This is a genomic window from Variovorax sp. 05L425 (assembly GCF_056397705.1).
In genome coordinates this window covers 18,472-30,391 of sequence record NZ_JBFTNY010000043.1, presented here as the reverse complement: position 1 = coordinate 30,391, position 11,920 = coordinate 18,472, and the positions used below count along the sequence as shown (strand labels likewise).

The 11,920-nt window shown below is 64.5% G+C and carries 13 protein-coding genes and 3 tRNA genes; 3 read left to right on the top strand and 13 right to left on the bottom strand.

The features are described from left to right. From AC1DN9_RS29080 to trpE, 11 genes are all read right to left on the bottom strand, one after another. Positions 1-144, bottom strand: a 144-nt coding sequence (locus AC1DN9_RS29080; RefSeq protein ID WP_341888899.1) for a GTP-binding protein, incomplete at its 3' end; no start/stop codon positions are given. A gap of 74 nt (positions 145-218) precedes the next feature. After that, a tRNA-Thr gene (locus AC1DN9_RS29075) sits at positions 219-293 on the bottom strand. A 41-nt stretch (positions 294-334) separates the two neighbouring features. Beyond that, positions 335-408 (bottom strand) — tRNA-Gly (locus tag AC1DN9_RS29070). A gap of 108 nt (positions 409-516) precedes the next feature. After that, positions 517-602, bottom strand: a tRNA-Tyr gene (locus tag AC1DN9_RS29065). A gap of 168 nt (positions 603-770) precedes the next feature. Next, a complete protein-coding gene (locus AC1DN9_RS29060) occupies positions 771-1,469 on the bottom strand; it encodes a uracil-DNA glycosylase (protein ID WP_478105821.1) in 699 nt (232 codons plus the stop codon). After that, on the bottom strand, positions 1,466-2,266 hold the full coding sequence (gene trpC, locus AC1DN9_RS29055) for an indole-3-glycerol phosphate synthase TrpC (RefSeq protein WP_478105819.1): 801 nt from the start codon (positions 2,264-2,266) through the stop codon (positions 1,466-1,468). The genes AC1DN9_RS29060 and trpC overlap by 4 nt, the downstream gene beginning before the upstream one ends. Positions 2,267-2,281: 15 nt before the next feature. Continuing rightward, entirely contained in the window at positions 2,282-3,310 is a 1,029-nt protein-coding gene (trpD, locus tag AC1DN9_RS29050) for an anthranilate phosphoribosyltransferase (RefSeq protein WP_478105817.1), read from the bottom strand. Positions 3,311-3,360: 50 nt separating this feature from the next. Then, positions 3,361-4,416 carry a low-specificity L-threonine aldolase gene (gene ltaE, locus AC1DN9_RS29045; RefSeq protein ID WP_478105815.1) on the bottom strand — a complete coding sequence of 352 codons (1,056 nt, stop codon included), beginning with the start codon at positions 4,414-4,416 and terminating at the stop codon, positions 3,361-3,363. Between the two features lie 3 nt (positions 4,417-4,419). Further along, positions 4,420-5,004, bottom strand: a complete 585-nt coding sequence (locus AC1DN9_RS29040; RefSeq protein ID WP_478105813.1) for an anthranilate synthase component II — start codon at positions 5,002-5,004, stop codon at positions 4,420-4,422. Beyond that, positions 5,001-5,393 carry a GxxExxY protein gene (locus AC1DN9_RS29035; RefSeq protein WP_478105811.1) on the bottom strand — a complete coding sequence of 131 codons (393 nt, stop codon included), beginning with the start codon at positions 5,391-5,393 and terminating at the stop codon, positions 5,001-5,003. The genes AC1DN9_RS29040 and AC1DN9_RS29035 overlap by 4 nt, the downstream gene beginning before the upstream one ends. A gap of 61 nt (positions 5,394-5,454) precedes the next feature. Then, positions 5,455-6,957, bottom strand: a complete 1,503-nt coding sequence (gene trpE, locus AC1DN9_RS29030; RefSeq protein WP_478105809.1) for an anthranilate synthase component I — start codon at positions 6,955-6,957, stop codon at positions 5,455-5,457. Positions 6,958-7,228: 271 nt separating this feature from the next. Between trpE and AC1DN9_RS29025 the strand changes: the two genes are divergently transcribed. Beyond that, positions 7,229-7,816: a chalcone isomerase family protein gene (locus AC1DN9_RS29025; protein WP_478105807.1), complete on the top strand. Its 588-nt coding sequence runs from the start codon at positions 7,229-7,231 to the stop codon at positions 7,814-7,816. 21 nt (positions 7,817-7,837) lie between these two features. On the opposite strand, the gene AC1DN9_RS29020 is transcribed toward AC1DN9_RS29025, so the two are convergent. Both AC1DN9_RS29020 and AC1DN9_RS29015 read right to left on the bottom strand, forming a co-directional pair. Continuing rightward, a complete protein-coding gene (locus AC1DN9_RS29020; protein ID WP_478105805.1) occupies positions 7,838-8,509 on the bottom strand; it encodes a phosphoglycolate phosphatase in 672 nt (223 codons plus the stop codon). A 34-nt stretch (positions 8,510-8,543) separates the two neighbouring features. Further along, positions 8,544-9,218: a LuxR C-terminal-related transcriptional regulator gene (locus AC1DN9_RS29015; RefSeq protein WP_478105803.1), complete on the bottom strand. Its 675-nt coding sequence runs from the start codon at positions 9,216-9,218 to the stop codon at positions 8,544-8,546. A 239-nt stretch (positions 9,219-9,457) separates the two neighbouring features. Between AC1DN9_RS29015 and AC1DN9_RS29010 the strand changes: the two genes are divergently transcribed. After that, the gene (locus tag AC1DN9_RS29010) at positions 9,458-10,783 is read left to right on the top strand and encodes a DotU family type IV/VI secretion system protein (RefSeq protein ID WP_478105801.1); all 1,326 of its coding nucleotides are present in this window, start codon (positions 9,458-9,460) and stop codon (positions 10,781-10,783) included. Positions 10,784-10,787: 4 nt separating this feature from the next. Then, positions 10,788-11,918 (top strand): type VI secretion system protein, encoded by a 1,131-nt coding sequence (locus tag AC1DN9_RS29005; RefSeq protein ID WP_478105799.1) that lies wholly within the window; start codon positions 10,788-10,790, stop codon positions 11,916-11,918. The last annotated feature ends 2 nt before the right edge of the window (positions 11,919-11,920 follow it).

Sequence of the window (11,920 nt, the reverse complement as noted above, 5' to 3'; positions counted from 1 at the left end):
GTCGTAGGCCTTCGCTTCGCCGCCGAACTTCGCCGACAGCACCGTCGCAATCGCCGCCGTCAGAGTCGTCTTGCCATGGTCAACGTGACCAATCGTGCCCACGTTCACGTGCGGCTTCGTGCGGGTGAATTTTCCTTTTGCCATTTTCTCGACTCCGAAAAATAACTAGATCAACACACTGACATGGGGTTGCAGCCATCAGACTGCAACCCCAAGACTGGTGCCCATTGCGGGAATCGGACCCGCGACCTCTCCCTTACCAAGGGAGTGCTCTACCACTGAGCCAAATGGGCGATATCTAAAACCAACTACACACAGCGCCGACGTGAACTCCTGGAGCGGGAGACGGGAATCGAACCCGCGTCATTAGCTTGGAAGGCTAGGGTTCTACCATTGAACTACTCCCGCATCACGACACAGCCCTCAGACCGGACTGAGCCGCAGCACGGACAGAGCCTTCGCCTTCGCTTCAGCTCCGCACATCACATTCAAGCGCTCTGCAAAATCCATTTTCGCTGGTGGAGAGGGCTGGATTCGAACCAGCGTACTCGTAAGAGGGCAGATTTACAGTCTGCTGCCATTAACCACTCGGCCACCTCTCCGGCGAACCTCGGAATATAGCACGGTTGCATGGACACGTCGATGACAGACCGGCAATTCGTGCCGTCGCGTCGCGCCGTCGCAACCCACCGGAACAGCGGGTCGATCGGGACTGGTGCTTCGCGCCGAGCCGACGATTCTCGCATGAAATCAAGCACTTACCGCCCAACTTAGGTTCGCCCCTCGTCACGCCAGGCCCGCGCTTGTCCGAAATGACCGCAGCCGATGAAAGGCACAGGCGGGCGCAGCGCCGACAGGGGGGACGGATGGTTCGCAGTCAAAACCTTGTGACGCTTTGTATCAATTAGCGCCCGCTTGCTCTGCGCATGCGATCCCCAGAGCATGAAGACGACCGGCCGCTCACTTAGCGCCACATGTCGGATCACTGCATCCGTCAAAACCTCCCAGCCGCGACCGGAATGGCTAGCCGGCTTGCCTTCTTCGACCGTCAGGCAGGTGTTGAGCAGAAGGACTCCATGCGTCGCCCATTTCACGAGGCTGCCGCCGGGATTCGGGAACTTGGGCGGCGGCGTCCCCAGATCCCGCTCGAGTTCCTTGAAGATGTTGCGCAGCGAGGGCGGCAATGCCACGCCGGGAGCTACCGAAAAGGCAAGACCCTCGGCTTGGCCGCGTCCGTGATACGGGTCCTGGCCCAGGATCACGACGCGGACGTCTTCGGGCGGCGTCAACTCCAGCGCGCGCAACGGCCGCGGAGGAAAGATCACTGCGCCAGCCGCCAGTCGTTCACCCAGGAAGTCAAGCAGCTTTTGCCCCACCGCTCCGTCGAAGAACTCGCCCCCCAGCGACTGCCATCCCGGCGCGACCGGCCAGTCTGCCGGGTTGCAGGTCGCGAGCTGATCCGCGCTCATCGGAACAATTCGGCGAGCGCCTCGCCAGGTTCATCGGCACGCATGAAAGCCTCGCCGACCAGGAACGCATGGACACCGGCAGCGCGCAGCTTCGCCACGTCGTCGCGGGTTGCGATGCCCGACTCGGTCACCAGCAGGCGATCCGCAGGCACCTGGGTGCGCAGATCGATCGTGGTCTGCACCGACACCTCGAAGGTGCGCAGATTGCGGTTGTTCACGCCGATCAAGGGCGTCCGGAGCTTCAGCGCGCGTTCGAGTTCGGCGCCGTCATGGACTTCGACCAATACCGCCATGCCCAATCCAACAGCAATCGCTTCGAACTCGCGCATCTGAGCATCGTCGAGACAAGCGGCGATCAGCAGGATGGCATCGGCACCCATCGCCCGCGATTCGTAGACTTGATAGGCATCGACGATGAAGTCCTTGCGAAGCACCGGCAGGTCGCACGAGGCACGCGCCTGCTTCAGATAGTCGACGCCGCCCTGAAAGAACTGCCGGTCTGTCAGCACCGAAAGGCAGGCCGCGCTCACATTGCCATCGCCCTCGGCGTAGCTCTGCGCGATATCCGCCGGGATGAATTCCGCCCGCAGAACACCCTTGCTCGGGCTTGCCTTCTTGACCTCGGCGATGACTGCGGCTGCGCCGGCGGCGATCTTTGCCCGCAACGCGGCTGTGAAATCGCGTGTCAGGACGCGGCTTTCCGCATCGAAGCGGATGGCTTCGAGCGGCGCACGCCTCTTTGCCGCGATGAGTTCTTCGCGCTTGACGGCAACGATCTTCTCGAGAATGTCCGACATGGTTCGACGCCCTCCTCAACCTGCGGCAACGGTAGCCGCAACGAGTTCGGCCAGCTTGGCCTTCGCCGCGCCGGAATCGAGTGCGGCGCGCGAGCGCTCGATGCCAGCGGCGATCGAGTCGGTCACGTTGGCCGCATAGAGCGCCGCACCGGCGTTCAAGAGCACGATGTCGCGGGCCGGACCCGGTTTGTTGTCGAGCACGCTGAGGAGCATCGTCTTCGATTGCTCGGGCGTCTCGACGCGTAGCGCGCGGTTGCTCGACATGGCGAAGCCGAAATCCTCGGGATGAAGCTCGTATTCGCGTACCTCGCCGTCCTTGAGTTCGCCCACCATGGTTGCCGCCCCGAGGGAGATTTCATCCATTCCGTCGCGACCGTAGACGACCAGCGCATGCTCGGCGCCCAAGCGCTGTAGGGCCCGCACCTGAATCCCGACGAGGTCGGGGTGGAACACCCCCATCAGGATGTTGGGCGCACCGGCCGGATTGGTCAGCGGGCCGAGGATGTTGAAGATCGTCTTGATGCCGAGTTCCTTGCGCACAGGCGCCACGTTCTTCATCGCCGGATGATGGTTCGGCGCGAACATGAAGCCGATGCCGACGTCGGCGATGCATTTGGCGATCTGTTCAGGCTTGAGGTTGATGTTGACGCCCAGCGATTCGAGCACGTCGGCACTGCCCGACTTGCTGCTCACGCTGCGGCCGCCATGCTTGCTGACCTTGGCGCCCGCGGCGGCGGCAATGAACATCGAGCAGGTCGAGATATTGAAGGTATGGGAGCCGTCGCCGCCGGTGCCGACGATATCGACCAGGCGGCTGGTGTCGGCAACAGGTACCTTCGTCGCCACCTCGCGCATCACCTGCGCTGCAGCCGTGATTTCGCCGATGGTTTCCTTCTTGACGCGCAGGCCGGTGATGAGCGCCGCCATCATGACGGGCGAACATTCGCCGCTCATGATGAGCCGCACGATGTGCAGCATTTCGTCATGGAAGACTTCGCGGTGCTCGATGGTGCGCTGCAGCGCTTCCTGGGGGGTGATGGGCATGTTGGATGTCTCCCTTGGTTCAGTGGATCGGGGTCATTGCGAATCTATGTTCAGGCACGGAAAAAGCTTCGGATGGCGCCAATGGCGCGATCGATACCTTGCGCGTCGACATCGAGATGGGTGGCGAAGCGCAGCCGGTAAAGGCCAGTCGCCAGGATGCCGCTCTGCTTCAGATGCGCGAGCAGCTCGGCCGACTGATGGCGCGCCTCGCCCTCCAGATCGACGAACAGCAGATTGGTCTGCGGTGCCTCGACTTTCAATTCGGGAATCCCGGCCAGGCCTTCCGCCAGTCGGCTCGCCAGCGCGTGATCCTGCACGAGGCGATCGATATGGTGTTCGAGCGCATGGGAGGCGGCCGCGGCCAGCACGCCGGCCTGGCGCATGCCGCCGCCGGCCATCTTGCGAATGCGGTGCGCACGCGCGATGAACTCGCGCGATCCGCACAACGCCGACCCCACCGGCGCGCCGAGCCCTTTGCTGAAGCAGACCGACACGCTGTCGAAACAGCCCGCGATGCGCCGCGCTTCGTCCCGCGCCGCGGTGCCGCGCTGGGCGGCTTGCGCGGTCGCCGCATTGAAGAGCCGGGCGCCGTCGAGGTGACGGCCCAACCCCTTGCGCCGGGCCAGTTCCGTGGCCTGCTCGACGTACGCGAAGGGCAGCAACTTGCCGCCGAGCGTGTTTTCCAGCGCCAACAGCCGCGTCCGCGCGAAATGGGCGTCGTCGGGTTTGATGGCGGCTTCGATGTCATCGAGCGCGAGCGTGCCGTCCGGCTGGTGATTCAGCGGTTGCGGCTGCACGCTGCCGAAAACCGCCGCGCCGCCGCCCTCCCACCGGTAGCAATGCGCCTGCTGACCGACGATGTACTCGTCGCCCCGCTGGCAATGTGAAAGAACTGCACAAAGATTGCTCTGGGTCCCGGTGGGCACGAACAGGGCGGCCTCGAAACCCAGCATTCCGGCGATCTGCTCCTGAAGCGCATTGACACTGGGATCGTCAGCGAAGACATCGTCGCCCAGCGGGGCGGCCAGCATGGCGGCGCGCATGGCAGCAGTCGGGCGGGTGACGGTGTCGCTGCGCAGATCGACGAGAGACTCAATGGTGGTCATGTCTTATTCCAGGAAGTTCTTGAGCATGGCGTGGCCGTGCTCGGTGAGGATCGACTCGGGATGAAACTGCACGCCCTCGATCCGGACATCGTGCGCGAAGCCTGTGTGCCGCACGCCCATGATTTCGCCGTCGTACGTCCACGCGGTGATCGCCAGATCACGCGGGCAGGTCTCGCGCTCGATGGCGAGCGAGTGATAGCGGTTCACGCTGAATTTTTCGGGCAATCCGGCGAAGACGCCTTCGCGCGTGGTCGTAATTTCGCTGGTCTTGCCGTGCATCAGTTGCTGCGCACGAATGATCTTTCCGCCGAAAGCCGCGCCGATCGCCTGATGGCCAAGACACACGCCCAAGATGGGCAGCCGGCCAGCAAATTCGCGAATGGCCTCGACAGAGACACCGGCTTCCGCCGGCGAACACGGCCCCGGCGAGATCACGAGCCGCCCGACGCCGCCGGCAACACGCTTGTGCAATTCATCGATCGTGATCTCGTCGTTGCGATGCACCTCGACATCGGCGCCGAGTTCGCCGAAGTACTGCACCAGGTTGTAGGTGAAGCTGTCGTAGTTGTCGATCATCAGAAGCTTCATGGCTTGACTCCGATCCGGTACACGCCCTTGACGACGGGGAACACGTTGAAATTGATGAGGAGACCCAGCTTGAGCCCCGACAGACGCACCGCCGCTTGCGCCCGCGCGCGATGGAGGTCGGTGAGTGCGTCGACCGCCTTCACCTCGACCACCGTCGACTGCTCCACCACGAAAGCCGCACGGCCGACTTCGCCCAGCGAACGGCCCTTGTAGCTCGCCGACACCGGCACGTCGCGAACGAAACCGATTTCACGCTCGGTGAGTTCGATCGCAAACGCGGCCGCATAGATCTCCTCGGCGAGCCCGATGCCAAGCACCCGCTGCACCTCGACGGCGGCGCCGATGATCTCGTGCGAGAAGTCGTCGTCTTGAATATCTGCGGCGTTCATTGAGTAATCTCCGTGCTCCGCACTGCGGTGCGAGCTTGCTTGGGGCGGCCCGGCGCGGCGCTCATTCCAGGCCCTCCTCGACGAGTTCCGCTGCGCGCAGCAAGGCGCGAGCCTTGGCCTCGGTCTCCTTCCATTCGAGTTCGGGCACCGAATCGGCGACGACGCCGGCGGCCGCCTGCACGTGCAGCATCTGGTCTTTCACGATACCGGTGCGGATGGCGATCGCGACGTCCATGTCGCCGGCATAGCTGATGTACCCGCATGCGCCGCCGTAGATGCCGCGCTTGCTGGGTTCGAGCTGGTCGATCAGCTCCATCGCATGCACCTTGGGCGCGCCAGTCAGCGTGCCGGCCGGGAAGGTGGCCTTGAGAACGTCGATGGCGGTCATTCCGTCTTTCAGCGTGCCTTCGACGTTGCTCACGATGTGCATCACGTGGCTGTAGCGTTCGACGGCGAAGGCCTCCGTGACCTTCACGCTGCCGATCTTGGCGATGCGGCCGATGTCGTTGCGCGCGAGATCGATCAGCATCACGTGCTCCGCGCGCTCCTTGGGGTCGTTGATGAGTTCGACCTCGGCCGCCTTGTCGAGCTCGGGCGAAGCGCCGCGCGGACGGGTGCCGGCGAGAGGGCGGATGGTGACCTTCTGCTCGCCGTCGCCAGTGTTCTCTTGCCGCACCAGGATCTCGGGCGAAGCGCCGACCACGTGGAAGTCGCCCAGGTGATAGAAGTACATGTAGGGCGACGGATTCAACGACCGCAGCGCTCGGTACAGCGACAGCGGCGACTCGGTGTAGCGCTTGCTGATGCGCTGGCCGACCTGCACCTGCATGAAATCGCCGGCGGCAATCAGTTCCTTGGCCCGCTCGACCGCCGCGAGGTAGTCGGCCTTGGCGAAGCTGCGCTGCGCCGGGTGCGCCTGCGTCGGCTTTACCTGCGGCGCGCTCACCGAATACTTGAGTTGGTCGCGCAGTTCGCGCAGGCGGCGTTTGGCGTTGGCGTAGGACTCGGGCTGGGCAGGATCGGCGTAGACGATCAGGTAGAGCTTGCCCGACAGGTTGTCGATGACGGCCAGTTCCTCGCACTGCAGCAACAGGATGTCAGGGCAACCGAGCGTGTCAGGCGGGCAGGTCTTCTCGAGCTTCTTCTCGATGTGGCGTACCGCGTCGTAGCCGAAGTAGCCCGCCAGGCCGCCGCAGAAACGGGGCAGCCCCGGCCGCAGGGCGACCTTGAAGCGCTGTTGGTAAGCCGCAACGAAATCGAGGGGATTGCCATGGGCTTTTTCCACAACTTTGCCGTCTGTGACGACCTCGGTCACGGCATCGGCGCCGAATCCGCTGGCCCGCAACAGCGTGCGCGCCGGCAATCCGATGAAGCTGTAGCGACCGAAGCGCTCGCCGCCCACGACGGATTCGAGCAGGAAGCTGTGCTTGCCGCTGTCCTTGGTGTAGGCGAGCTTGAGATAGAGGGAGAGAGGGGTTTCGAGGTCGGCAAAGGCCTCGACCATCAGCGGAATGCGGTTGTAGCCCTGCGCGCTGAGGCTTTTGAATTCGAGTTCAGTGATCACGGTTGGGGTCTCCGTCGGCCAGCAGACGCAGGGTGGTCGCTGGCGGGTCATTCAAGGCTGGCCGGTTCAGGTTGACTGAGGGCCTCGGGCGCACGGCGTGCGCCGTGCAATCAAGCAAGCAACGTCGATGGCGTGCGCCAAGGCCAGGCTCCCCGGCTGCCTTGACCTGTCTGAATGACGTGATGAATGAACATGGAATGCGGAGTTTAGCCGAGGGACAGCAAAGGTACAAAAAGATACATTCGGTGCTTTTACCCAAAGGAGGATTTTGATGTTCCAGCTTGCCGTGCAGCGCGTTGTCGCTGTGACCGCCCTCACCATCGCGTCGTTCACTGCGTCGGCCGCCCAGGTCGACGTGGCGGGCGTCAAGCTCGACGAGGCCGTCGATCTCCACGGCAGCAAGCTCCAACTCAATGGCGCGGGTGTTCGCTACAAGGCGATCTTCAAGGTCTACACCGCCGGCCTCTATCTGAGCAAGAAGGCCGGAACCCCTGATGAAGTCCTGGCCGCGCCGGGTGCCAAGCGGATCAGCATCACGATGCTGCGCGACATCGACTCGAATGAACTCGGCAAAGGCTTCACGCACGGCTTGGAAGACAACTCCCCCAAGGGCGAGATGTCGCAGCTGATTCCGGGGCTGCTGCGCATGAGCCAGATCTTTTCGGACCAGAAGCAGTTGAAGGCGGGCGACGCATTCACGGTCGACTGGGTGCCGGGCGCCGGAACGGTGATCTCGGTCAAGGGCGTTCCGCAGGGCGACCCGATCAAGGAACAGGCCTTCTTCAACTCGCTGGTGCGAATCTGGCTGGGCCCGAACCCGGCCGATTGGAAGCTGAAGGACGCCCTGCTGGGCAAGTAGCGCTTCGCAGCGCCGCGAGCATCACGCGTCGAGGCTGGCCAGGGAATCGATGAATCCGTCCGCGTCGACGTCGCGAATGGGTTCGCCGTGGTTGTAGCCATAGCTGACCAGCACGACGGGACAGCCCGCGGCACGCGCCGCCTTCGCGTCGTTGCTCGAATCGCCGATCATCAAGGTCCGCGCCGGTCGACTCCCCAGCGCTTCGCAGGCCTTGACCAGCGGCAGCGGGTCGGGCTTCTTTCGCTCGAAGGCGTCGCCGCCGAACATGACCTCGAAGAACTTGTCGAGCCCCTTGGCTGCCAGCAATGGGCGAGCGAAGGCGGTCGGCTTGTTGGTCAGGCAGGCCAGTCGCATGCCGCGCGCCCGCAATGCGGACAGCCCTTCCACGACACCGGCATAGACCTCGGCATGCTGGCCGTTGATGGCGAGGTAGTGGTGCTGGTAGCGTGGCCAGGCGCGATCGAACCAGGCCTCGTCATCCGCCGAAGTGCCTCGCACGTGGCGGAGCACCGAATGGATGAGGTGCTCCGAGCCCTTGCCGACCATGGCCGTCACCGTCGGCGCATCGATGTGCGGCAATGCGAGCTCGTCGAGCATGCGATTCAGGGCAATCACGAAATCGCCGATCGTGTCGATCAGCGTGCCGTCGAGATCGACGATCGCCGCGTCGAAGTTTGAAAGATCCAGGGACATGGCCCCGAGGATAAGGGGCCCCCGCATCGTCGCCTCAGGCCTCGGTCAGCGACTGCGCGGCAACGACGGCCTCGGTGCGGTTGCGCACATTGAGCGCGCGGAAGATCGCAGCGAGGTGGATCTTGACCGTGCCTTCGCTGATGCCCAGCGCCCGCCCGATCAGCTTGTTGGGCTTGCCCTGCGACAGCAACTGGAGCACCTCGACCTGCCGCTCCGTCAGCACATTGCGAAGATGCTCGAGCGTCTGCGCGGAAGCCGCTGCCGAACCACGCTGCGCCGCGTCGGAACCGGGGATTCCGGCGATGACGCCGGGCGGAACGGCCGACAGCATCATCGGCGGAACATAGATACCGCCAGCCAGCACCAGTCGCACGGCGGACAGCATCACCTCGGGCGAATACGCCTTGGGAATGAACCCGAGCACGCCGCGTTCGAGCGCGCTGCGCATGATGGCCGGGTCTTCGTAACCCGAGAGCACGATGACAGGGACGGCCGGATGACGGCGGCGAATCTCGTCGATGTGGGCCTGGCCTTCAGCGCCCGGCATGTTCAGATCGATCATGGCCAGGTCGATGTCGTCGGATGCACCGGCGAGCAATTCGTCGACGCTCATTGCCAGGACGAATTCGATGTCGGACTGCAGTTCCGACAGTTTGGCCTTGACCGCCTCGATGACGAGCCGGTGGTCGTCGGCGATCAGGATTTTCATGGCTTACCCCAGCGTTCATGGATGAACTCAACAGGCCGAAGATACCGGCGAAACCGGCGCACATCAAGGCGGATTTGCTTCCGAACGACATAGCTCCCAAGCGGTATAGCGCGCGCACGCGCGCGTGAAAGAATCGTCGCCATATCCAGAAACGACAGGGGACTCGTGCATGTGCCATCCATACCGGCGCAAACGCGGCGCTTCCCCCGTCACCGCCATGGCCTAGCCGCGAGCTCCGCATGGCGCGCCTGCTCGACTGTTTTTCTTCCCTGCTTTCGTTCGGCCTGACGCTCGACGCGTCGATCGCCACGGGCCGGGTCAATGGCTCGTGCGAATCGGCCCGGCGCAAGGCTCGCGCGCTCCTTGAAGAAGCCCGTACGGCGGCGCGCAATCTCGACAAGCCCGCCGAACAGATCGAGTCCGCGTTGTTCGCAATGGTTGCCTGGATCGACGAGATCCTCGCGCGGCATCCGGACTGCGCAGACACAGCGGAGCCGCTGCAAGTCCTGCTCTTCAATTCGAACAACGCGCACAGCGAATTCTTCCACCATCTGTCAGCCCTGCCGGCCGGCGAGCAGGAAGTCCGCGAAGTCTATTGGCATGCGCTGGCGCTTGGCTTCAAGGGCCAGTACTACTTCGAGAACGACGACGGCGGCGAGCTCGGCAAGCTCAAGGACCTTCACGGGAAGCAGTTGGCGATCCAGCCCGCGTCGCTCGAAACGCTCGCCGAGGATCACATCACCCCGCAACCCTACGCCATGCCGGACCCCCCTGGGCCGCGCGACCCGCAAAGCCGCAAGCGCGCGCTACTGCGCACGGCGGCGGTGCTGGCGATCGCGATTCCCGTGACCTACCTGTTTTCCTTCCTGCTGGCCTCGCCCACGGAAACGCCGCCTACCCTGGTCCAGCGTGTCGAGCAGCAATTGCAGACCTACGCCTGCACGGATCTTTCGGCGGCGATCTCGCCGGAAGGGACGATCGAGGTCAGCGGCTTTGTGTCTGAAACCGAGCAGGTGGCCCGGGTGCAGCGCGACGTGCGCGCGGTCCCGGGCGTCAGTGCCGCGAACTTCGACCTTCAGCTGCGCGTCTGGCCTCATTGCGAAGTGGTCGCGATCTTGAAGCCCTACCAGGCGCGCAATCGCGACATGGGCTTCGGGCTCAAGGTGTCGGCTTCCACGGCACGCCAGGGGCGCCTGCGCGAAGGCGATCCGGTGCTGTTCCAGGTGACGAACGCCAAGTACGACGGCTATCTCTGGATCGACTACTACACCGCCGACGGCGCGGTGATGCATCTCAACGCAGGCCGTGGACAGCCCCGCGTGCGGGCCGGCGAAGTCATCGAACTGGGCAAGGACATCCCGGCGAGTTGGCTGGTGGCGCCGCCCTTCGGCACGGTCCTCCTGACCGCGTTGTCATCGCCGACGCCGTTCAACGAAGCATCGGACAGGCCCCCGTTCGAACTGGCCTCCGCCTACCTGCAACGCCTGCGGGAGTCCCTGGCCGCCGGTGAGGTCGGCGCCCAGGTGATCGCCGATTTCGTGTTTCTCGAGACGGTTCCGCGCTGACGCCATGCCTTCGATACCCGCTCAATTCTGGTCACTGCTGGTGGTGTGCGTGCTGGCCTTCCTCAGCCTGTGGTGGGCGCTGCTGGGATCGGGCCGCGCTGCCAGGCGCCGAGGGCTGCGCATGCACATCGAGAATCTTGCGCGGGGCGATGCGTCGTTCGCCGCGTCGGAAAGCGCCGAAATGCAGGCATCCCTCTCCAGGCAGGTCCCGCCGCTCGATGGCGCCACGGTGCCGGGTCCGGTACGCAATCCGCTCTATGCGATCCCGTGGTTTCTCTTCGTCGGCGACGCCCTGGCGAACGTGCCGGATCTGCTCGCCGCCGCGAGCGGTCGTCCATCGCCACCGCCGCCGAACGAATCCGGAGGCCGGGCCTTCTGGCGCTGGCGGCGCCTGCCGTCGATGATCGCCATCGACATCCATCCCGATTTGCTGGACGATTCGCAGACCCCGCATGAGCGCGGCCTCTGGTATCGCGCCTTGCTCGAACTCGCGGAGCGCCGCAAGCGATTGCCGCTCAACGGCATCGTGGCGTGCGTCAGCGTGTCCGCGCTGCTCGGCGCGACGCGCGGCAGGGCACCCGTCGCGCAGCGGCTGCGCGCGCTGGTGCAGGAGGCCACGGAGCATCTCCGGATCCAGTTGCCGGTCTATCTGGTCGTGACCGGTCTGGAACGCCTCGAAGGCTACGACACAGTACGCGAGGCCCTGACGGCCGAAGTGCTGTCACAGGCACTGGGCCACCGCCTGCGCAACGACGCAACGCCGCGCGCGCCGGCCGACACGCAGCTTGACGGACTCTTCGCGGAGATCATGCAACGCTTGCACGCCCTGCGCATGGCGCTCTTCCGCGCAAGGGAAAATCCCGCGCAGCGCCAGGCCATCCATGCCTTCGTGGAACAGGTGCGCGCCCTGCAACCCGGGCTGCGCGCGACCGCCGACGGCATGTTCGGCAATGGCCGGGGGCCGCGGTCGCCGCGCTGGCGCGGCCTCTATTTCACGGCCGCGCCGTCGAACGGCAACGGCGGCGCCTTCGCGCAGGACCTCTTCACCCGCTTCCTGCCCACGGACCAGCCGCTCGCGCATTCGAAACGACCCGGCGCCGGCAACGACGGCGACTTCGATTCGACCCGGATGTGACG